Origin of the sequence: Comamonas aquatica, from assembly GCF_018064205.1 — a bacterium.
Classification (GTDB): Bacteria; Pseudomonadota; Gammaproteobacteria; order Burkholderiales; family Burkholderiaceae_C; genus Comamonas; species Comamonas aquatica.
Map to the genome: position 1 here is coordinate 2,374,720 of NZ_CP072916.1, position 20,368 is coordinate 2,395,087.

Sequence of the window (20,368 nt, forward strand, 5' to 3'; positions counted from 1 at the left end):
CCACGGGATCACCGCCTGAACACCGACGGTGCGATTCTAACTCTTATACAAGACATGGGCGTGACGCACGGAATTGCCAACCCTGCAGTTTTCCAAATATGGAAACAGTCCACGCGGCACTACTTGCAGGGCCCTAGAATCAACGTTTGTCTTTTGCGAAAGCTCGCAAAAGTTGTGCCACGACTGCCATGTCAGGAGATGTATTCATGACCGCTCACATTGAGGCTGCCTCGCCCCACGTTATGCCCACCTACGGCCGCGTACCGATCGCGCTGGAGCGAGGCCGAGGCTGCCGCGTGTGGGATGTGAACGGCAAGGAATACCTGGACGCACTGGGCGGCATCGCCGTCAACACCCTGGGCCACAACCACCCCAAGCTGGTGCCGGCCCTGCAGGACCAGATCGCCAAGCTGATCCACACCAGCAACTACTACCACGTGCCCGGCCAGGAAACCCTGGCCAAGCTGCTGACCGACCGCGCGGGCATGACCAATGTGTTCTTCTGCAGCACCGGCCTGGAAGCCAACGAGGCCGCGATCAAGATCGCCCGCAAGTACGGCGTGGACCAGGGCATTGCCAAGCCCGAGATCGTGGTCTATGACCACGCCTTCCACGGCCGCTCCATCGCCACCATGTCCGCCACGGCCAACCCCAAGGTGCGCAATGGCTTTGGCGCGCTGCTGGAGGGCTTCACCCGCGTGGCCCCAAACGACTACCAGGCGCTGGTGGAAGCCACCGAAGGCAACCCCAACATCGTCGCCGTGATGATGGAGCCCATCCAGGGCGAAGGCGGTCTGCATCCCATGCGCGCCGAGTACCTGAAGCAGGTGCGCGCGCTGTGCGACGCCAAGGGCTGGCTGCTGATCATGGACGAGGTGCAGGCCGGCATGGGCCGCACCGGCAAGTGGTTTGCCCACCAGTGGGCCGGCATCGTGCCGGACGTGATGACCCTGGCCAAGGGCCTGGGCTCGGGCGTGCCCATCGGCGCCGTGGTGGCGCACAACAAGGCGGCTGAAGTGCTCAAGGCGGGCAACCACGGCTCCACCTTCGGCGGCAACCCGCTGGCCATGCGCGCCGGTGTGGAAACCATCCGCATCATGGAAGAGGACGGCCTGCTGGCCCACGCCACCGAGGTGGGGAACTACCTGAAGGCCCAGCTGCACGCCGCCCTGAGCAGCCTGGAAGGCTTTGTCGAAGTGCGCGGCCAGGGCCTGATGATTGGTGTGGAGCTGACCAAGCCCTGCGGCCAGTTGATCGGCGAAGCGGCCGAAGCCGGCCTGCTGATCAGCGTGACCTCGGACACCGTGATCCGCATCGTGCCGCCGCTGATCCTGAGCCAGGCCGAGGCCGACGAGATCGTCACCAAGCTCAAGCCCCTGGTCCAAGCCCTGCTGGCCGCCTGAACCCAAGGAATCCCGCATGAAGCATTACCTGCAATTCAGTGACTTCACCGCCGACGAGTATGCCTACCTGCTGGCGCGCGCGGCGCTGATCAAGAAGAAGTTCAAGAACTACGAAAAGCACCACACGCTCAGCGACCGCACGCTGGCCATGATCTTCGAGAAGGCCAGCACGCGCACGCGCGTCAGCTTCGAGGCCGGCATGTACCAGCTGGGCGGCTCCGTGGTCCACCTGACCACGGGCGACAGCCAGCTGGGCCGCGCCGAACCCATCGAGGACAGCGCCCGCGTCATCAGCCGCATGACCGACCTGGTGATGATCCGCACCTTCGGCCAGGACAAGATCGAGCGCTTCGCCGCCCACTCGCGCGTGCCCGTGATCAACGGCCTGACCAACGAGTTCCACCCCTGCCAGATCCTGGCCGACATCTTCACCTTCATTGAGCACCGCGGCCCCATCCAGGGCAAGGTGGTGGCCTGGGTGGGCGATGGCAACAACATGGCCAACACCTGGCTGCAGGCGGCCGACCTGCTGGGCTTCACCGTCCATGTCAGCACGCCCGGCGGCTACGAGGTGGACGAGCAACTGGCCTTCAACGGCAAGCCCGTCAACCCCGGCTGCTACAAGGTGTTCAAGGATCCGCTTGCCGCCTGCCAGGGCGCCGACCTGGTCACCACCGACGTGTGGACCAGCATGGGCTACGAGGCCGAGAACGAAGAGCGCCGCAAGGCGTTTGCCGACTGGTGCGTGGATGCCGAGATGATGGCCGCCGCCCAGCCGCAAGCCCTGTTCATGCACTGCCTGCCCGCCCACCGCGGCGAAGAGGTGGAAGCCGATGTCATCGACGGGCCGCAGTCCGTGGTCTGGGATGAAGCCGAAAACCGCATGCACGTGCAAAAGGCGCTCATGGAGTACCTGCTGCTGGGCCAGCAGCCCGGCTGACGCCGCACGCCCATGGCCCACCCGGTGAGTGAAGTGATGCATGCTCTGAACAGATTCTGCACGCCACTCACCAAAACAGGAGCTGCTTGCGCGCGCCTGCAAAAGCTTTCACACATCTTTCGTGTGAAAAGCCAAGCAGGATCAGCGCTGGCAGCTCTTTTTTTATTCAAGCCCCGCAGCACCGTGATGCGGCTGCGGGCGCAACAACCCTTCTCCTGCTCCGTCAGCGGCAGCCGCAGCCTGGATCTGCGCCGCATGTCCCGCCGCCGCAGTGCCCTGCACGCCATCGCCTGCAGCCACCTGCTGAAGACGCCGCGCTACCTCCTCGGTCACACCTAGGGCCTCGTTGCCCATTTCGCCCACTGCACGCCTTGCGCCTGCCGTGGGCGGGCCTGTGTCTTGCTTGCCGCAACACCGCCCGCCTGCGCAGGGGTACCCCGTGCCGTGCGCCCTTGCCCATTGCCTGCCTATCGAAGAACACCCCGAGCCCCCGCTTCCCCACCATGTCCGAAGCCATCCACCCCTGCCTGAAGTGCGGCGTCTGCTGCCAGAACTACCGCGTCGAGTTTTCCATCTACGAGCTGCAATCCATGGGCGGCACCGTGCCCGACCACCTGGCCCACGAAGTGAACGGCAACCGCGCCCGCATGAACGGCACAGAGCGCCACCCCGTGCGCTGCGTGGCCCTGGGGGACCTGGGCAATGACTGCATCGGCTGCACGATCTACGAACAGCGCTCGCGCCCCTGCCGGGACTTTCCGTTCGCCTCGTATGGCTGCCACGACACCCGCGCCAAGTTCGACCTGCCGCCCCTGACCGAGGACGAGATCACACGCTGGCAGGAAGCGGTCTGAGCCACCAGCGCCCCGACTGCGCCGTGCACAAACAAGCAAGGCCTGGGGCGCTGACAGCACCCCAGGCCTTCGGTGGGCTGGGCAGGTCACCACCGGCCACTGGCCGGCGCCTGCCTCAGGGCTTTTTCACCGCCGGGGCACAACACTCCCCCTCGCAGCCGCTGCAGCCCCCGCAGCCCGCCGATTTGCTGGCCACCGGGGCCAGGGCCGGCACCCAGCGTCCGGCTTGCTGGCGCCAGCGCCGCGGCAGGTAACGCCACAGCAGGGACACCGCGGCCAACGCCACGACCACGCCCACGATCCATTCTTGCCACATACCCGCGCTCCTTTCGTTCAACCCCAACCCAGCGCCACGGCGATGCGGTAGGTCACAAAACTGGCCAGATAGGCCAAACCGAACAGATAGCCCGCCATGATCAGCGGGTAGCGCCAACCGTTGGTCTCGCGCTTGACCATGGCCAGCGTGGAAATGCAGTGCGGCGCAAACACGAACCACACCAGCACCGACAGGGCCGTGGCCAGCGACCAGCTGTGTGCAATCAGCGTGCCCAGCTGCTCGGCCACATCATCGCCGGTGGCCGACAGGGCATAGACCGTGCCCAGTGCGCTGACCGCGACTTCGCGCGCCGCCATGGCCGGCACCAGGGCGATCGCAATCTGCCAGTTGAAGCCGATGGGCGACAGCACCATCTCCAGCCAGTGGCCGATCTGGCCGGCGTAGCTGTAGCGGATCGCCCCTTCGGTGATGCCCTCGGGCGCCCCGGGGTAGCTGGCCAGGAACCACAGCACGATGCTGACCGTCAGGATGATGCCGCCCACGCGGCGCAGGAAGATCATGGCGCGCTCGTACAGGCCGATGACCAGGCTGCGCACGCTGGGCCAGCGGTAGGCCGGCAGCTCCATCAGCAGCGGGGTGCGGGCCAGGTTGCTGCGCCCCAGCTTGGCCACCCAGGCCACGGCCATGGCGCTGAGGATGCCGCCGATGTACAGCGCAAACAGCACCAGCCCCTGCAGGTTGAGCACGCCGGCCACCGTCTGGTCCGGGATGAAGGCCGCAATCAGCAGCGCATACACCGGCAGGCGCGCCGAGCAGGTCATCAGCGGCGCGATCATGATGGTCAGCAGGCGGTCGCGCCAGCTGGGGATGGAGCGCGTGGCCATGATGCCCGGCACCGCACACGCAAAGCTGGACAGCAAGGGGATGAAGGAGCGCCCGGACAGCCCCACCGTGCCCATGATGCGGTCCAGCAGGAACGCCGCGCGCGGCAGGTAGCCCGAGTCCTCGAGCACCAGGATGAAGAAGAACAGAATCAGGATCTGCGGCAGGAACACCAGCACCGAGCCCGTGCCGGCAATCACGCCATCCACCAGCAGGCTGCGCAGCACCCCTTCCGGCATGGCGCCCGACAGCCACTCGCCCGCAAAGGCCACGCTGCCTTCGATGCCGTCCATCAGGGGCTCGGCCCAGCTGAACACGGCCTGGAAGATCAGGAACAGGGTCACCAGCAGCAGCAGCGTGCCCCACAGCGGGTGCAGCACCACGGCATCGATGCGGTCATCGCGCTGGGTTGGCTGCGCCGGCTCCTGCACCGTCGCCTGCATGATCTGGGCCACCTGCTGGTGCAGGGCCAGCAACTGCTCGCGCGTGTTGCGCCCCACCTCGATGGGAAAGCGGGGGTCCGCCACCGGCGGCTGCAGGCGGTGCGCGGCCTCGCTGTCCAGCCAGGCCAGCAGGTCCCGGGCCCCCGCCTGGTGCACGCCCACGCTCTCGACCACCGGCACACCCAGCAGGGCGCTGAGCTGGGCCGTGTCGATCTGCAGCCCCTGGCGCCGCGCCATGTCGCTCATGTTCAGCACCAGCAGCATGGGCAGCCCCAGCGCGCGGGCTTCCAGCACCAGGCGCAGGTTCAGCCGCAGGTGGGTGGCATCGGTCACGCAGACCAGCAGCTCGGGCGGGGCCTCGCGGGCATGTTCGCCGGTGACGATGTCGCGGGTGATGCGTTCGTCCTCGCTGTGGGCATCCAGGCTGTAGGTGCCCGGCAGGTCCAGCAGGCGCACGCGGCGCTTGCCGGGCGTGGTCAGCCAGCCCTCCTTGCGCTCCACGGTCACGCCGGCGTAGTTCGCCACTTTCTGGCGCGCGCCCGTCAGCAGGTTGAACAAGGCGGTCTTGCCGCAGTTGGGGTTGCCCAGCAGCGCAGCGCGCAGGGGGGCTGCTTCGCTGGGCGTGGCGGCACGCCCCAGGTGCACCGTCGATTCACGCGCGTTCATGCGTTGGCCTCCGGCTGTACCAGCACCATCGACGCCTCATGGCGACGCAGGGCAAATGTGGCCTGCCCGATGCGCACTGCCAAGGGATCGGCCCCAGGGAAGCCGGCGGACACCACGCGCACCGACTCTCCAGGCAGAAAGCCGATTTCCATCAGGCGCAGCAGCAGGCCTTGCTCGTGCTCGGTGGTGGCCGGGGCCCAGTCCACCACACGGGCAGGCACCCGCAAGGCCAGAGAATCCAGACTGACCAGGGCGGCAGAACCACCCGGGCGCGCAGACGCAGCCACCGGTGCCGGTGCTGCCGAAGAAGAAGTGTGCATACGAGTTTTAATTGATTTTGATTCTTATTGTCTTTCTGACACCCCCGCCGTCCAAGTCCGCGGTATGAACCAGACTTCCGCCAAGGGACTTTGCCCCGATTGCCCCGGCGCCCTGTAGGGCACCGCATTTCCCGGAGACAATGCGCAGCTCCCGGCCTTCTGACGCGCCCATGACCCACCCCTGCCTGTCCTGCGGCGCTTGCTGCGCCTCGTTCCGTGTCGATTTTTCGGTCTACGAATCCGAAGAGAACGGCGGGCGCGTGCCGCGCGGCCTGATCGATGCGGTCACCGACTTCACCTGCCGCATGCGCGGCACCGACCATGCCCGGCCGCGTTGCGCCGCGCTGACTGGCAAGGTCGGGGAGCAGGCCGCCTGCGGCATCTACGAGTGGCGCCCCTCGCCCTGCCGAGAATTCGCCGCCGGCTCCGATGCCTGCAACCGTGTGCGCCTGCGCCATGGCCTGCCGACGCTGGAGCGCAGATTACTGTAAGACTATGTAATCTCCTGGCCTGCACCACCTCAGGCAGGCCACGCGCAGACAAGGGACACGCGGCAGGCGCACACTGCCCACATCGCCCACTCCCCAGCGGAGGCTGCCATGTTCACCTTGTGGATGCTGATTGCCAGTGGACTCATCGTCGGTGGCTTGCTGGTGGCCGTGCTGTGCATGGAACAGACCCTGAGCGACAACGCGGGCGACCTGTAACACCCCGCCCGGCGCAATTGCGTTCAATACACGGCCACCACACCCCGGCACAGTGCCGGGCTGTGAACCTGCCATCCACCCTCCCCCTGTTGCCCACGCTGCTGGCCATGGCCAGCTTTGCCCTGGTGGGCGCCATCACCCCCGGACCGGTCAACGTGCTGGCATTGCGCCACGGCAGCCAGGGCCTGCGCCTGGCGGCGCTGCTGTATGTACTCGGTGCCAGCCTCAGCTATGCGCTGATCGTCGCGGGCATGGGCCTGTTTGCCAGCCAGCTGACGCAGGCGCTGCCACGCTGGGCCGGCGCCGCCCAAGCCCTGTGCGCCGCCTACCTGCTGTGGCTGGCCTGGAAGCTGGCGCGGGCTCCGGTCGACTACCCCGGCCCTGCTGCGGGGCACCATGCCCCCGCGCTGTGGCCGTCGTTTGTCCAGGGGGTCGCGATCCAGACCTTGAACCCCAAGGCCTGGCTGTTTGCCCTGTCGGCCGTCGGCGTGTTCGCCCTGCCCGCATCGGCGTCCGGGTCCGGCGCCCTGCTGGCCCTGTGCGCCATCTCCCTGCTCGCCTGTCTGGTGGGCGTGGGCTGCTGGGCGGTGCTGGGCCGCGTGCTCACGCAGTGGCTGCGCACGCCGCAGCGCCAGCAATGGCTGCACCGCGCGCTGGCGGTGCTGCTGGTGGTCAGCGTGCTGGGTATGCTGGCATGATGGTGCCCATGACCGCGCCCGTGCACCAGTTCCACCGCCACCCGGCCCTGCCCTGGGCCGAACTGCGCACCAGCCGCCAGTCGCCCCACTGCTACCGGCTGCACATGCATGCCGAGTATTCGTTCGGCCTGATCGACGCCGGCACGGCCCTGTTCCAGCACCCGCAGGGGCCACAGGCCCTGGCCCCGGGGGATGTGGTGCTGATCGAGCCCGGCATCTGGCACGCCTGCAACCCGGCGCAGCCCACGCGCTGGTCCTACCGGATGCTGTATGTGCAGGCCGGGTGGCTGCACGACCAACTGGGCGTGGACGGCCTGCAGTTTGTACAACGCCACCTGCGCAGCGCCGCCAGCACCGCCACCTTGCAGCGGTTGTGCCAGGCCCTGGTCGCAGGCGACGCTGCGGGCTGGACTACGCAGCTGCTGCAATGGCTGCACGCCGACCAGCTGTGCCATGCCCACCCCGGCCCGGCGCCGGCGATGGGGGAACCGGCGGTGCAGCAGGCCCTGCAGTGCCTGCACCAGCACCCGGACGCGGCCCCCAGCGTGCAAGACCTGGCCGCTGCCGGTGGCATGAGCCCCTCGCGCTTCATCCGCCACTTCAAGGCCGCCACCGGGGTGACACCCGGCGCCTACCGCTTGAACCTGCGCCTGAATGGCGCGCGCCACCTGCTGGCCCAGGGCGTGGCGCTGGCCGATGCCGCCCATGCCATGGGCTTTGCCGACCAGGCCCACCTGCAGCGCAGCTTCAAGGCGCACCACGCGCTGACGCCGGGGCGCTACGCCCAACCCCAGGCGCATTGACGCACCCCCAGTGCCTACTGCGGAAATCCGCGAGCAGCACCATCGCCAGGCGCGATAACGCCGATACTTGCAGGCTTTGCTTGAACACAGGACGGAGCTGGCGCATGGCCGATTTCCACGACATCCAACGCCGCGAAACCGGCTTGCAACAACACCTGACCAGCGCGCAGATGGTGATGATCGCCATCGGTGGCGCCGTGGGCACCGGTCTGTTCATGGGCAGTGCCTTCGCCATCGGCTTTGCCGGCCCGGCCGTGCTGGTCAGCTATGCCATCGGCGCCTTCATCGCCCTGCTGCTGATCGGCTGTCTGGGCGAGATGACCGTGGCCCACCCCACCTCGGGCTCGTTCGGCGCCTATGCCGAGTACTACCTGGGCCCGCTGGCCGGCTTTGTGGTGCGCTATGCCTACTGGGCCGCGCTGGTGCTGGCCGTGGGCATGGAGGTCACCGCCGTCGGCATCTACATGGCCTACTGGTTCCCGCAGGTGCCGCAGTGGATCTGGGTGGGCGTGTTCTCGGCCCTGCTGATCGGCATCAACCTGCGCAGCGTGAAGGTCTATGGCGCGGCCGAGTACCTGTTCTCGGCCATCAAGGTCGCCGCCATCGTGGCCTTTGTGCTGATCGGCAGCTACGTGGTCTTCGGGGCGCGAATTCCCGGCATCGGGCTGGAGAACTACCAGTTGGGCGGCGGCTTCTGGGCCAAGGGCCTGTGGGGCATGTGGCTGGGCGTGATCGTGGCCATGTTCAGCTACCTGGGCGTTGAAGCGATTGCCGTGGCCGCCGGCGAGGCCCAGCACCCCCAGCAGGCCGTGCAGCGCGCCATGAAGACCACCGTGCTGCGCCTGGTGCTGTTCTACCTGCTGACCCTGGCGCTGATGCTGGCCATCGTGCCCTGGACCGAAGCCGCCACCCAGACCAGCCCCTTTGTGCGCGTGATGGAGATCATCGACATCCCCTACGCCGCCGGGGTGCTGAACTTCGTGGTGCTGGTGGCGGCCCTGTCGGCCATGAACAGCCAGCTCTACACCACCTCGCGCATGATGTTCAGCCTGGCGCGCGCCGGTCATGCACCCGCCCGCTTCGGCCAGACCAACGCCAGCGGCGTGCCCGTAGCCGCCATCCTGGTGTCCAGCCTGGGCGCCGCCGTGGCCATGGTGATCAACGCCTTCTGGCCCGAGCAATCCTTCATGTGGATGATGTCGATCGCCATGTTCGGCGCCATGTTTGCGTGGTTCATGGTGTTCGTCACCCACCTGGCCTTCCGCCGCCGCCGCGACCGCGAAGGCGCCGACCGCGTGCCGTTCCGCATGTGGGGCTTCCCCTGGCTGACGCTGCTGGGCGCCACCCTGATGGGCGCCGTGCTGTTGACCACCTTGTTCACGCCCGCCTTCCGCCTGACCCTGGTCTTCGGCCTGCCCTGGCTGCTGGTGCTGACCCTGGTCTACTGGCGCCTGCACCGCCGCTGAAGCCTGCGACCTGCCCCGCCCGCTGCGCGGCGCTGGGCACAGTCACACGGCAGCCCGCACGCCCGGACGGCCGCGCAGGTGCTGCAGCAGCCCGAGGGGTAGATCTGCGCTAGGCCTGGGCCCGCAACCACGCCAGCAGATCGGCCTGCAGGCTGCCGGGCTGGATGGGCTGCGGCGCCAGCAGGCAGTAGCGCGATCCGTCCTCGACAAAGCCCAGCGGCGCCGCCAGCACCCCGCTGTCCAGATCGTCGCGCACCATGTGCCAGGGGCCGATGGCCACCCCCAGCCCCGCCACGGCCGCCTGCAGGCTGAAGTAGAAGTGCTCGAAGGTCTGCCCCGCGCCCTCGGGCAGGGGCTGGCCGGCCGCTGCGGCCCACTGCGCCCAGGCCCCGGGCCGCGTGCGCGTATGCAGGCAGGGGACACCGGGTGGACGCCCAGCCTGTGCCGGTGCCACGCCAAACCAGGCCGCCACCTTGTCCGGGCGGCAGACCGGCCCGACCTGTTCCGCAAACAGCGGGGCGGCATGGCAGCCGGGTGCCCAGGGGAAATCGTTGCGGCGAATGGCCAGATCCATGCCGCTGCCAAAAGCAAACGGCCCGCCCCCCGCGACCAGGTGCACCTCCACCCCCGGGTGCCGGGCCTGGAAGTCCGGCCAGCGCGGAATCAGCCAGCGCATCAGCAAGGTCGGCTCGCACGACAGCACCCAGCGCCGCTGCTGGCGGGCGCTGGCGCGTAGTTCCGCCACCGCCTGGCGCATCAGATCCAGCCCCTGGCCCACAGCCCGCGCCAGCGTGCGCCCCGCGTCGGTGAGGTAGACGCGCCGGCTGCGGCGCTCGAACAGGGCCACGCCCAGCTCCTCCTCCAGCAGGCGCACGGCCCGGCTGACGGCGCCATGCGTCAGGTGCAACTCGTCGGCCGCGCGGCTGAAGTGCTCCAGGCGCGCCGCCGCCTCGAAGCAGCGCAGCGCCAGCAGCGAGGGCAGTCGGGCGCCATGAATTGGTGATTTCAATTCACTATCTTTGTCAGAAATCATCGTTATGCCATCCCGTGTCAGGCTTCTAGCATGCAGGCCATTCGCATTGATTCACAGGATAGAGCATGACCGAATGGATAGCTGTCATCACCATCACCTTGCTGGCCGTCATCAGCCCCGGCCCAGATTTCGCCATGGTCACGCGCAACAGCCTGCTGCTGTCGCGCCGCGCCGGGGTGGGAACGGCGCTGGGCATCGCCCTGGGCGTGCTGGTCCACGTCACCTACACCCTGGTCGGCGTGGGGCTGCTGATCCAGCAGTCCATGGTGCTGTTCCAGGTGCTCAAGCTGGTCGGCGCCGCCTACCTGATCTACCTGGGCGTGAAGATGCTGCGCACCCGCGCCAGCACCCCGCAGGCCGACCACACCGCCGCGGCACTGTCAGATGCCGCCGCGCTGCGCACGGGCTTTCTGACGAATGTGCTGAACCCCAAGACCACCATGTTCATCGTCAGCCTGTTCATGCAGGTGGTGCAGCCGGACACGCCGCTGCCGGTACAGATCGGCTATGGCGCCTTCATTGCGCTGGCCCATGCGGCGTGGTTCAGCCTGGTGGCGCTGTGTTTTTCGGCCGGCGCAGTGCGGGCGCGGCTGCTGGCCGTGCGCCACTGGATCGACCGGGCCTTTGGCGGACTGTTGGTCGGCCTGGGCCTGCTGCTGGCCATAGCCCGCGGGTCGCGCTGAGCCGGCGCGGCCTACACAGGGCCTGCACCGCCCCACCACAGGCACGGCATGTTGGCCGCCCCGCGGCACCACGACCCTCAAGGGGCAAGTGCCTGCGGGCTGCGCCAGGCGCCCCACGGCCCAGCTGTGGTGCAATAGCCCCCCTAGCCGCCCGCACCATGCCCACCACCAACGCCCCGTCCGTCTGGGACATTTCCGCCCCCGTGCACCGCGCCAGCCCCGTCTATCCGGGGGATGCGCCCTACCAGCAACACTGGAGCGCCAGCATGGCCGAGGGCAGCGTGGTCAACCTCAGCACCCTCAGCCTGTCGCCGCACGTGGGCACGCACGCCGATGCACCGCTGCATTACGACGCCCAGGGCGCCGCCGCCGGCGCGCTGGACCTGGCGCCCTACCTGGGGCCCTGCCGTGTGGTGCATGCCATCGGCTGCGGGCCGCAGGTGCAATGGCAGCACCTGGCCCACGCCATCACGCCCGACCTGCCGCCGCGCCTGCTGGTGCGCACCTACCGGCAAGCGCCGCAGGGCTGGGACCCGCAGCTCAGCGGCATCACCCCCGAGGTGCTGGCGCGCCTGGCCGACCTGGGACTGCGCCTGATCGGCATCGACACCGCCAGCATCGACCCGGCCGACAGCCACGAACTGCACAGCCACCAGGTGGCACGCACGCGCCAGTTGCGCGTGCTGGAAAACCTGGTGCTCGACGCCGTGCCCGAGGGCGACTACGAACTCATCGCCCTGCCCCTGAAGCTGATGGAGGCCGAGGCCTCCCCGGTGCGGGCCGTGCTGCGCACTTTGGGCACACAATCGGGCTAAAGCGCTGACTGGACGAGCGCAGACAGCTATCAAAAACCATGCAACAACGCATTGCCATCCTGGACTTTGAAACCACGGGCATGAGCCCCGCCCACGGTGCGCGCGCGGCCGAGGTCGGCATCGTGCTGGTGGAGGGCGGGCGCATCGTCGACCGTTTCCAGAGCCTGATGGATGCCGGGCAGAGCATGCCGTGGAACATCACCCAGCTCACCGGCATCAGCAGCGCCATGCTGCGCGCCGCGCCGCCGGCCGACACTGTCATTCGCGAGGCCGCCGCCTTTGTCGGCAGCACGCCCCTGGTGGCGCACAACGCGGCCTTCGACCGCAAGTTCTGGGTGGATGAGCTGCAGCGCGCCGGCTGCGATGCCACGCAGCCCTTTGCCTGCACCGTGCTGCTGTCGCGCCGCCTCTACCCCGAGGCGCCCAGCCATTCACTGGGCCGCATCGTGCGCCACCTGCAGCTGCCGCCGGCCGACAAGGCCCACCGCGCGCTGGCCGATGCCGAGATGACGGCCCACCTGCTGCTGCGCATGCAAAGCGATTTGCAGCGGCGCTGGCACATTCCCGATCCGCACCACGGCCTGTTGTGCAGCCTGCAAACCTGCCAACGGGCCCACGTGGCGGCCCTGCTGCAGCGCAGCGCGCAGCAGCAAACCCAGCCGACGCTGCCGGGGCTGGACATCACGGCGGCGGGCTGAGCTTTCATTTTCTGTAGCGGGTAGCGCAGCCGCTTCAAGGCTTTTAAGGTGTTTTCTGGCTGAAACGCCCTGCCATCCAGCGCCGGCCGCTCCTTGTTTCAAGCTTCAAGCCGCTTCCTGCGCCAGCAATTGCTGCTTGCGCGCCAGCCCCCAGCGGTAGCCACCCAGGCCCCAGTCGCTGCGCAGCACGCGGTGGCAGGGCACCAGCACCGCCACCGGGTTGGCCGCGCAGGCACTGGCCACGGCGCGCACGGCCCGCGGTTGGCCCAACGCCTGGGCCAGCTGGGTGTAGGTGCAGGTCTGCCCGCCGGGAATGCGCTGCAGCGCCGCCCAGACCCGGCGCTGAAAGTCCGTGCCGCCGACCACGTCCAGCGGCAGGCGGTGCGCCTGCGCGGGCTGGGCCAGCAGCGCCAGCACCTGGTCGCTCCAGTGGTGCAACGGCGTTCCGCCCGTCGCCAACTGCGCCTGCGGATAGCGCTGCGCCAGCTCCTGCACCAGGCTGGCCTTGTCATCGCCCAGCAGCACGGCCGCAACCCCCTGGCCGGTGGCCGCCACCAGCACCTGCCCCTGCGGACAGCTGCGCACCGTGTAGTGCAAAACCAGGGGGGCGGGCGGTGTGGAGGATGTAGGGCGGGTGGGCATGCCGTGCACTGTATGCGAGCCGACCCCGTGCGCCAAGGGCAAGCCCCTACCCACAGGAGACAGCGCTTGCGCCGGCTTGCCGCTACGCTTGCGCCCAGGAGAGATGTAGCCCGTGACCACCCCACCCACCACCGCCCAGACGCACACGCACCGCCAGCTCTGGGTCATGCTGCTGGCCTTGCTCAGCGGTTTTGCGCTCAGCCAGGCGTTTCGCACCATCACCGCCATCCTGGCGCAGGGGCTGCAGCAGGATTTCGGTATCAGCGCCAGCTCCCTGGGCGCGTTCGCCGGGCTGTTCGGCCTGTCGTTCGGTGTGGCCCAGTTGTTGATGGGCATCGGCATGGACCTGTATGGCCTGCGCCGCACCGTGCTCACTGCCTTCCCGCTGGCCGCCCTGGGGGCGGGCGTGTCGGCCGCCGCGCCTAGCTACGGCTGGCTGATGCTGGGCCAGCTGCTGATCGGCGTGGGCTGCTCGCCCGCCTTCCTGGCCTGCACCATCTTCATCGCCCGCCACTTTCCGGCCGACCGGTTTGCCTTCTTCTCGGGCCTGTCCATGGGTGTGGGTGGCCTGGGCCTGCTGTTCACCGGAACCCCGCTGGCCTGGGTGGTGGAGCTGGGCGGATGGCGCAGTGGCTTTTGGCTGCTGTGCGGGCTGTGCGTGGCGTCCTGGCTGCTGATCTTCGCCATGGTGCACGAGCCGCGTCTGCCGCAGGCGCCCAGCACGGACAAGGAATCCTGGGGCCAGGCCTTTGTGCGCCTGGCCGAACTGCTGACCCTGCCCCACACCTGGGGCATGCTGGTGCTGGGCATGTCCTGCTACGCGGCCTTTCTGTCGCTGCGCGGCCTGTGGCTAGGGCCACTACTGATGGACCGCCACAGTTTCAGCCTGGTCAGCAGCGGCCACGTGGCGTTCGGCGTGTCGCTGATTTCGCTGTTCACACCCGCCATGTTCGGCCGCCTGGACCCGGGCACGCTGCGCCGCCGCACCTGGCTGGGCTGGCTGTCGCTGCTGATGGCTGCGCTGTTCGTGACCCTGGCGCTGTGGCACCACCCGCTGGCCAATGTGCTGACCCTGGTCGCCATGGCCCTGCTGTCGGGCTACAGCCTGCTGCAGTACGCGGACGTGCGCGCCTCCTACCCCAACCACATGACCGGGCGGGCGCTGTCGCTGTTCACCATGTCCATGTTCCTGGGCGTGGCGCTGATGCAGTGGTTCACCGGCGTGGTGGCCGCCTGGGCCACGCGCCAGGGCTGGGAGGCCTACACCGCCGTGGCCCTGACGATTGCCCTGTGGCTGGCCTGTGCCTCCACCGCCTACCGCCTGCTGCCGGCCTCGCCGCTGCTCAAGGCCACGGCTGCCTGAGTCCGGAGTTATGAGCAACCCACCTGGGGTGGAGGCCAGGGGCTGATACCTGTATGGTCTGCCCAGGACTGACGCTCTACCAGGACACGTAAGGCCTCACACGCCAGCCACAGGCCCACCCGCACCTTCCCCCGTTTTACAAGCTGCTGGCGCTGGATCCATCCCCGCGGTACAGCCAGGGCACATCCATCAGGCGGGCGCCCAGCAGGCGCATGGACAGGTCACGCCCCCAGCGCACCGGTCCGGTGGCGTGGAAGATGTTGCCGTTGCGGATGGAGCGCGCCTGCACGCGGGCGTTGCGCTCCCAGCGGTTCAGGGCATAACGGCGCAGCCGCAGCGCCACGTCCAGGTCGTCCATGGCCAGGGCGCGTTGCAGCTCGGCCGCATCCTCGATGGCCATGCCCGCGCCCTGGGCCAGGTAGGGGCGCATCGGGTGGGCGGCATCGCCAATCAACCCGACCAGGCCCTTGGCCATGCCTTCGGGCCCCTGCAAGGGTGTGCGGTCCGACAGCGGCCACAGGCGCCACGCCTTGCCGGCCGCAGGCACGCTGCGCACCAGGTCCTGCAGGCTGCTGGCGCAGCCCTGCAGCGCCTGCTCCAGGGCCTGGGCATTGGCGGCGTGGTCCCAGTGTTCCATGTCCTCGGGGGCCGGGCCCTCGATGATGACCACGATGTTCATCATCTCCCCGCGGCGCACGGGGTAGTGCACGGCATGCATGTGCGGACCCAGCCACACGGTCACTTCGTTGCTGCGCCAGCCGGCGGGCACATCGGCCATGGGCAGCAGCGCACGGTACGCCAGATGGCCCGATACCCGGGGCCGGCTGGCATCGCCCAGCAGCGGGCCACGCAGCTTGCTCCAGACCCCGTCGGCCAGCATCAGGGCGTCGCCCTCGATTTCCTTGTTCAACGAGGTGCGGATGGTGGTCACGCGCTCGGTGCCCAGCACCTCCACCACCTCCCGGCCAGGATTGATGAACACATCCGCGCGCTCGCTGGCGGCATACCACAGCAGGCTGTGCAGGTCGGCGCGGTGGATGGTGACATAGGCCGCACCATAGCGGTCCACCATGCTCTGCCCCAGCGGCGCGCCCGCCAGCACCTTGCCGCTGCGGCCGCAGCGGGCCACCAGTTGCTGGGGCACGGACGCCACGGCGTGCAGGGCCTTTTGCAGCCCCCAGGCCTGGAGGCGGCGCACCACGTTGGGCCCCAACTGCACGCCGGCACCCACCTCGGAGAATTCCTGTGCCCGCTCAAACAAGCGTGCGTCCCAACCCGCGTGCGATGCGCCCAGAGCGGCAGCCATCCCTGCGATGCCGCCACCAGCAATCAATACTTGTTTTCTCATGCGCTAAATTGTGGCGCCGAAACCGTGCGCAGCGGGCGAGCCGGCGCGGCAATTTCTGACGTCCAGCAAACCGGCACCACAATTCATGCGGAACGCAGCGCAGGCACCACACCCCAGATTTAGTGGCGTCCGCAAGGCACGGGGTTGAAAATACCCCAACCGCATTAAATAAAAAATCTATGGGATATTTAAAATCAATAAAGCCCGCTGATGCGGGCTTGAATCAAATTTCAAACTTGCTGCGGTCCTGGTCTTGAATCCATTTTGGAGGCTTGCCACGGCCGGTCCAGGTTTCCCCAGTTTCAGGATGGCGATATTTGGGCGGCACCTTGCTGCCAGCACCACCGCTGCGTGCAGCACGCGCAGGCGGGAAAACATCTTCGACCGTCAACCCATATTCAGCCACCAGCGACCGCACTTTGGCCACAGCGTCCATCAACTCGCGCTTGCGGGCATCCTGGATTTGTTTTTCCAGTTCGTCACGTTGCTTCAACAGGTCTTGGTAAGAGGTCATTTGCATGCATCCTTTCGTTGATGAAAATGATTATAGATACCCGGGAAATGATTGAATGCATTTCTGCAGCATGCCACAGCGACTGAAGCGCATTCACAACTACGTATTTACCACATTCACGATTGGATTCACGGAATGGTCACCTCCGGTGGGTCTGGGGCGCCATAAGATCGATGCCATCTGTCACTGAATGGCCGATGGCATTCAATATTTTCCGGATTGAAAAGTGTCTACTTACTTGATTGGCGATATCCAGGGCTGCGACAGCGCCTTGGTGCGCCTGCTGCAACACATCGATTTTTCCCCGAGCCGCGACACCCTGTACCTGCTGGGCGACCTGATCAATCGAGGCCCGGCTTCCGCCGACGTTCTGCGCCGCTGCATGGAATATGGCGATGCAGTGAAACCCCTGCTGGGCAATCACGACCTGCATTTGCTGGCCAGTGCCCATGGGGTGCGCAAACCCGGGCGGCGCGATACTTTACAAAGCATTCTGGATGCCAATGACCGCCAGGATTTACTGGAGTGGGTGGCGCAACAACCTTTGGCCCGGTGCCTGGAAAATCCCCAGGGGCAGCAGCTGTTAATGGTCCACGCCGGGGTTTTGCCGCAATGGAGCCTGAAAGACGTGATGGCCCTGGCGCAGGAAGTCCACGACCATATTAGCAGCGATGGATTGCCGGAGTTTCTGCAGCACATGTATGGCAATACGCCGAATCAATGGCATGCCACGCTGACAGGCCATGACCGGCTGCGCGTGATTGTGAATGCCTTGACCCGCATCCGGTTTTGCACACCCGGTGGTGCCATGGATTTTGAAAGTTCGGAATCGGCTGAAGCGGCACCGGTCGGCCTGGTGCCCTGGTTTGAATGCCCCGACCGCCAGACACGCGATGTCATGGTCGCATTCGGCCATTGGTCGACCCTGGGATTGATCAACCGCCCCAACCTGATGGCACTGGATACCGGCTGCGTCTGGGGCGGCTGTCTCAGCGCCATGGAAATCGGCCATGATTTCACCGAGCGCCAGCTGCACCAAGTGCACTGCGATCAAGCCCAGCGACCTGGGTGAACCACCGGCAAAAAAAAAGCCGCGCTATAAAGCGTGGCTTTTTAGTTCTGCTGCCAACGGCAGCGTCAGTAGCTGCCCGCAGGCTTAAACAGGGCGGCCACCTTGCGCTTGGTCTTCAGGCCAGGGGTCACCGCCTTGGGGCCGGTGCTGCCGGCGGCATCCCAGGATGGCGTGTGGGCGTCGCTGGCCTCGTAGGGCTTGTCAAAGAAAGGATCGGCCGAAGCACTGCGCACAGGGCGGGCACCGCGCATCGGACGGGTGCCGGGCATGGAGGCGCTGCGCTGCACCTCTTCGCGGCCAGCCACATCCCGGCGTGGATCGCGCTCGCGGTAGCGGCGCGCATCGGGCAACTCAATCGCTTCGACGTTGATCTTCTTCTTGATCAGCTTCTCGATGTCGGCCACCAACCGGGTGTCCGAACTGCTGACCATGGTCACGGCAAGGCCAGAAGCCCCGGCACGGCCCGTGCGGCCAATCCGGTGCACGTAATCCTCGGCGTTGAACGGCACGTCGTAATTGAACACGGCCGGCACATCCTTGATGTCCAGGCCACGCGCAGCCACATCGGTACAGACCAGCAGATCGACTTCCCCTTGCTTGAAGGCTTCCAGGGCCTTCAGACGCTCGTCCTGGCTCTTGTCACCGTGCAGGGCCGCAGCGCGATAGCCATCGCGCTCCAGGGCGCGCGTCAGGCGCGCACAGCCCAGCTTGCTGTTGGAGAAGATGAACGCCTGGCGAATTCCGCGGTCCTTGAGGACGGTGCAAATCGCACGGCGCTTGTCGTCGTCGTTGGCGCTGTAAAAACGTTGTTCCACCGTGGACGCTGTCTCGTTGGGGCGCGCCACCTCGATGGTCACGGGATCCTGCAGGTAGCTGCCAGCCAGGCGCTTGATCTCTGGTGAGAAGGTCGCGCTGAACAACAGGGTGGTACGTGCCTTGGGCAGGTGGCTCAGGATGCGTTGCAGATCAGGCAAGAAACCGATGTCCAGCATGCGGTCGGCTTCATCCAGCACCACGTACTCGACCTGGTTGAGCACCACGTTCTTGGCTTCGATATGGTCCAGCAGACGCCCCGGCGTGGCCACCAGCACCTCGACGCCTTTTTTCAGCTCCAGGGTCTGGGGCTTCATGTCCATGCCGCCAAACACCACGGTGCTGCGCAGCTTGGTGTGCTTGGCATACAGCGCAATCTGCTGGGCCACCTGGTCGGCCAGTTCGCGCGTAGGCAACAGCACCAGGGCACGCACGGGATGGCGCGCTGGCGAGGCCGAGCTGTTCTCGTGCCGCATCAAGCGCTGCAGCAGCGGCAGCGAAAAGGCAGCAGTCTTGCCGGTGCCGGTTTGCGCTGCTCCCATCACATCCTTGCCGGTCAAAACCACCGGAATTGCCTGGGCCTGGATGGGGGTCATGGACTCGTAGCCCATTTCGGCCACGGCGCGTGCCAGAGGCTCCGCCAAGAGTAAAGAGGAAAAAGAGCTTGTCATTGAGCCTGCTATTGTCGCACCGAGTACAGAAACCACCTTGTGAGGTCATTAAATCCAGCGTGATCTCGCGGATTCCGTCAGTTTTCAACCTCAAGGATCACAGGATTGGAGCCGTGGCGCCCGGTGCACGCGGGCCGACTCCATGGCGGTAGCTCACAGCTGGATAGGCCGTCCCCTCCCACACTGGCGCGGCAGCCGCCGAACGTGAGCACTACAGGCTGGCGGCGGAGAAGGTATCACAGGCCTGCACGGAGCCCGACTGCAAACCGGTGCGGAACCAGCGCTGGCGTTGCACACTAGTGCCATGGGTGAAGCTGTCAGGCACCACCTGCCCGGTCTGCGCACGCTGCAGCGCATCATCACCGATCTTGGCCGCCGCGTTCATGGCCTCCTCGATGTCGCCCTGCTCCAGAATCTGGCGCTGCTGGTCGGCATGGTGGGCCCAGACCCCGGCCAGGCAATCGGCCTGCAGCTCCAGCTTCACCGACAGGCGGTTGTAGGCCACCTGGCTGACACGGCCGCGCATCTGCTCCACCTGCCCGCTGATGCCCAGCAAATGCTGCACATGGTGGCCCACCTCGTGGGCAATCACATAGGCCTGGGCAAAATCGCCCGGCGCGCCCAATTGGTTCTTGAGCTGGTCGTAAAAAGACAGGTCGATGTAGACCTTCTGGTCGCCGGGGCAGTAAAAAGGCCCCATGGCCGCCTGCCCGGTGCCGCAGGCGGTGGGCACGGCACCGCGGAACAGCACCAACCGTGGCTCGCGGTAGGCCCCGCCGCCTTGCTGAAAAATCGGGCCCCAAACGTCTTCCGTGTCCGCCAGCACCGTGGACACGAATTGGGCCATGGTGTCATGGGCCGGCGGCGCCTGGGCTGGCGCCGGTGCCTGCACCACGCTGCCCCCGCCACTCAGTACGCCCAGCAAGGTCAGCGGATTGATGCCCAGCACCCAGCCGCCGATCAACGCCACCACGATGGTGCCGATGCCAATGCTGCGCCCTCCCAGCATCGGTGCACCGTCGCCGCGGCGATCTTCCACGTTGTCGGACTGGCGATTGCCTTCCCATTTCATTGGCTGTTCCTCTCATCGTCTGCGGGCTATCCCGTACGCAGCATACCCGGGATGGCGTCCACGGTGGGGCAGGTCCGTGCGGACCGGCGTCAATCTGACACCTTGTCCCGGCCGCCATGCCATCTGGGCCACGGCCAGCGCGGTCTGCGCCGGCCTGTGGACCCGGCTCGCAGGCCATGCTGGGA

At 67.0% G+C, this 20,368-nt stretch carries 22 protein-coding genes; 13 read left to right on the forward strand and 9 right to left on the reverse strand.

Annotated elements, in window-relative coordinates; translation table 11 throughout:
* Window positions 1-206 precede the first annotated feature (206 nt).
* The 4 genes from KAQ61_RS11245 (at window position 207) to KAQ61_RS11260 (ending at window position 3,197) form a co-directional block, all read left to right on the forward strand.
* Window positions 207-1,403 carry an aspartate aminotransferase family protein gene (locus KAQ61_RS11245; protein WP_042414020.1) on the forward strand — a complete coding sequence of 399 codons (1,197 nt, stop codon included), beginning with the start codon at window positions 207-209 and terminating at the stop codon, window positions 1,401-1,403.
* A gap of 16 nt (window positions 1,404-1,419) precedes the next feature.
* Window positions 1,420-2,343 carry an ornithine carbamoyltransferase gene (argF, locus tag KAQ61_RS11250; RefSeq protein WP_042414024.1) on the forward strand — a complete coding sequence of 308 codons (924 nt, stop codon included), beginning with the start codon at window positions 1,420-1,422 and terminating at the stop codon, window positions 2,341-2,343.
* Window positions 2,344-2,355: 12 nt separating this feature from the next.
* Complete coding sequence (locus tag KAQ61_RS11255; RefSeq protein WP_156781670.1) at window positions 2,356-2,682, forward strand: hypothetical protein; 327 nt, start codon at window positions 2,356-2,358, stop codon at window positions 2,680-2,682.
* Between the two features lie 164 nt (window positions 2,683-2,846).
* Complete coding sequence (locus KAQ61_RS11260; RefSeq protein ID WP_043384469.1) at window positions 2,847-3,197, forward strand: YkgJ family cysteine cluster protein; 351 nt, start codon at window positions 2,847-2,849, stop codon at window positions 3,195-3,197.
* Between the two features lie 115 nt (window positions 3,198-3,312).
* On the opposite strand, the gene KAQ61_RS11265 is transcribed toward KAQ61_RS11260, so the two are convergent.
* The 3 genes from KAQ61_RS11265 to KAQ61_RS11275 are packed head-to-tail and all read right to left on the reverse strand — an operon-like array spanning window position 3,313 to window position 5,785.
* Window positions 3,313-3,513, reverse strand: coding sequence for a hypothetical protein (locus tag KAQ61_RS11265; RefSeq protein ID WP_210929218.1), 201 nt, complete (start codon window positions 3,511-3,513; stop codon window positions 3,313-3,315).
* 17 nt (window positions 3,514-3,530) lie between these two features.
* Complete coding sequence (gene feoB, locus KAQ61_RS11270; protein WP_210929219.1) at window positions 3,531-5,465, reverse strand: ferrous iron transporter B; 1,935 nt, start codon at window positions 5,463-5,465, stop codon at window positions 3,531-3,533.
* Window positions 5,462-5,785 carry a FeoA family protein gene (locus KAQ61_RS11275; RefSeq protein WP_042414031.1) on the reverse strand — a complete coding sequence of 108 codons (324 nt, stop codon included), beginning with the start codon at window positions 5,783-5,785 and terminating at the stop codon, window positions 5,462-5,464. The genes feoB and KAQ61_RS11275 overlap by 4 nt, the downstream gene beginning before the upstream one ends.
* Before the next feature lie 170 nt (window positions 5,786-5,955).
* On the opposite strand from KAQ61_RS11275, the gene KAQ61_RS11280 reads away from it, so the two are divergent.
* The 4 genes from KAQ61_RS11280 to KAQ61_RS11295 all read left to right on the forward strand — a co-directional run bounded on the left by KAQ61_RS11280 (window position 5,956) and on the right by KAQ61_RS11295 (window position 9,459).
* On the forward strand, window positions 5,956-6,276 hold the full coding sequence (locus tag KAQ61_RS11280; protein WP_210929220.1) for a YkgJ family cysteine cluster protein: 321 nt from the start codon (window positions 5,956-5,958) through the stop codon (window positions 6,274-6,276).
* A 278-nt stretch (window positions 6,277-6,554) separates the two neighbouring features.
* Window positions 6,555-7,190, forward strand: a complete 636-nt coding sequence (locus KAQ61_RS11285) for a LysE family translocator (RefSeq protein ID WP_244982874.1) — start codon at window positions 6,555-6,557, stop codon at window positions 7,188-7,190.
* An 8-nt stretch (window positions 7,191-7,198) separates the two neighbouring features.
* Window positions 7,199-7,993: an AraC family transcriptional regulator gene (locus KAQ61_RS11290; protein ID WP_210929221.1), complete on the forward strand. Its 795-nt coding sequence runs from the start codon at window positions 7,199-7,201 to the stop codon at window positions 7,991-7,993.
* Window positions 7,994-8,097: 104 nt separating this feature from the next.
* The gene (locus tag KAQ61_RS11295) at window positions 8,098-9,459 is read left to right on the forward strand and encodes an amino acid permease (RefSeq protein WP_042414037.1); all 1,362 of its coding nucleotides are present in this window, start codon (window positions 8,098-8,100) and stop codon (window positions 9,457-9,459) included.
* Window positions 9,460-9,568: 109 nt separating this feature from the next.
* Here the strand turns inward: KAQ61_RS11295 and KAQ61_RS11300 are convergent, their stop codons facing one another.
* Complete coding sequence (locus tag KAQ61_RS11300) at window positions 9,569-10,492, reverse strand: LysR family transcriptional regulator (protein ID WP_210929222.1); 924 nt, start codon at window positions 10,490-10,492, stop codon at window positions 9,569-9,571.
* A gap of 65 nt (window positions 10,493-10,557) precedes the next feature.
* Between KAQ61_RS11300 and KAQ61_RS11305 the strand changes: the two genes are divergently transcribed.
* The 3 genes from KAQ61_RS11305 to KAQ61_RS11315 all read left to right on the forward strand — a co-directional run bounded on the left by KAQ61_RS11305 (window position 10,558) and on the right by KAQ61_RS11315 (window position 12,688).
* Window positions 10,558-11,175: a LysE family translocator gene (locus KAQ61_RS11305; RefSeq protein WP_210929223.1), complete on the forward strand. Its 618-nt coding sequence runs from the start codon at window positions 10,558-10,560 to the stop codon at window positions 11,173-11,175.
* Between the two features lie 158 nt (window positions 11,176-11,333).
* Window positions 11,334-11,990 carry an arylformamidase gene (kynB, locus tag KAQ61_RS11310; protein WP_210929224.1) on the forward strand — a complete coding sequence of 219 codons (657 nt, stop codon included), beginning with the start codon at window positions 11,334-11,336 and terminating at the stop codon, window positions 11,988-11,990.
* Between the two features lie 38 nt (window positions 11,991-12,028).
* Window positions 12,029-12,688, forward strand: a complete 660-nt coding sequence (locus KAQ61_RS11315; RefSeq protein ID WP_210929225.1) for a 3'-5' exonuclease — start codon at window positions 12,029-12,031, stop codon at window positions 12,686-12,688.
* A 105-nt stretch (window positions 12,689-12,793) separates the two neighbouring features.
* Here the strand turns inward: KAQ61_RS11315 and KAQ61_RS18975 are convergent, their stop codons facing one another.
* Entirely contained in the window at window positions 12,794-13,330 is a 537-nt protein-coding gene (locus KAQ61_RS18975; protein WP_210929226.1) for a methylated-DNA--[protein]-cysteine S-methyltransferase, read from the reverse strand.
* 166 nt (window positions 13,331-13,496) lie between these two features.
* On the opposite strand from KAQ61_RS18975, the gene KAQ61_RS11325 reads away from it, so the two are divergent.
* Window positions 13,497-14,693: an MFS transporter gene (locus KAQ61_RS11325; protein ID WP_210931878.1), complete on the forward strand. Its 1,197-nt coding sequence runs from the start codon at window positions 13,497-13,499 to the stop codon at window positions 14,691-14,693.
* A 136-nt stretch (window positions 14,694-14,829) separates the two neighbouring features.
* Here KAQ61_RS11325 and KAQ61_RS11330 read toward each other — a convergent pair whose 3' ends face one another.
* Both KAQ61_RS11330 and KAQ61_RS11335 read right to left on the reverse strand, forming a co-directional pair.
* On the reverse strand, window positions 14,830-16,041 hold the full coding sequence (locus KAQ61_RS11330; RefSeq protein ID WP_210929227.1) for an FAD-dependent monooxygenase: 1,212 nt from the start codon (window positions 16,039-16,041) through the stop codon (window positions 14,830-14,832).
* Window positions 16,042-16,264: 223 nt separating this feature from the next.
* On the reverse strand, window positions 16,265-16,555 hold the full coding sequence (locus KAQ61_RS11335; protein ID WP_210929228.1) for an H-NS histone family protein: 291 nt from the start codon (window positions 16,553-16,555) through the stop codon (window positions 16,265-16,267).
* Window positions 16,556-16,781: 226 nt separating this feature from the next.
* Between KAQ61_RS11335 and KAQ61_RS11340 the strand changes: the two genes are divergently transcribed.
* Window positions 16,782-17,627 (forward strand): symmetrical bis(5'-nucleosyl)-tetraphosphatase, encoded by an 846-nt coding sequence (locus KAQ61_RS11340; protein ID WP_210929229.1) that lies wholly within the window; start codon window positions 16,782-16,784, stop codon window positions 17,625-17,627.
* A 65-nt stretch (window positions 17,628-17,692) separates the two neighbouring features.
* Here the strand turns inward: KAQ61_RS11340 and KAQ61_RS11345 are convergent, their stop codons facing one another.
* Together KAQ61_RS11345 and ypfJ are read right to left on the reverse strand one after the other, a co-directional pair.
* Window positions 17,693-19,111: a DEAD/DEAH box helicase gene (locus KAQ61_RS11345; protein WP_210929230.1), complete on the reverse strand. Its 1,419-nt coding sequence runs from the start codon at window positions 19,109-19,111 to the stop codon at window positions 17,693-17,695.
* Window positions 19,112-19,322: 211 nt separating this feature from the next.
* A complete protein-coding gene (ypfJ, locus tag KAQ61_RS11350) occupies window positions 19,323-20,183 on the reverse strand; it encodes a KPN_02809 family neutral zinc metallopeptidase (RefSeq protein WP_210929231.1) in 861 nt (286 codons plus the stop codon).
* Window positions 20,184-20,368: the final 185 nt, after the last annotated feature.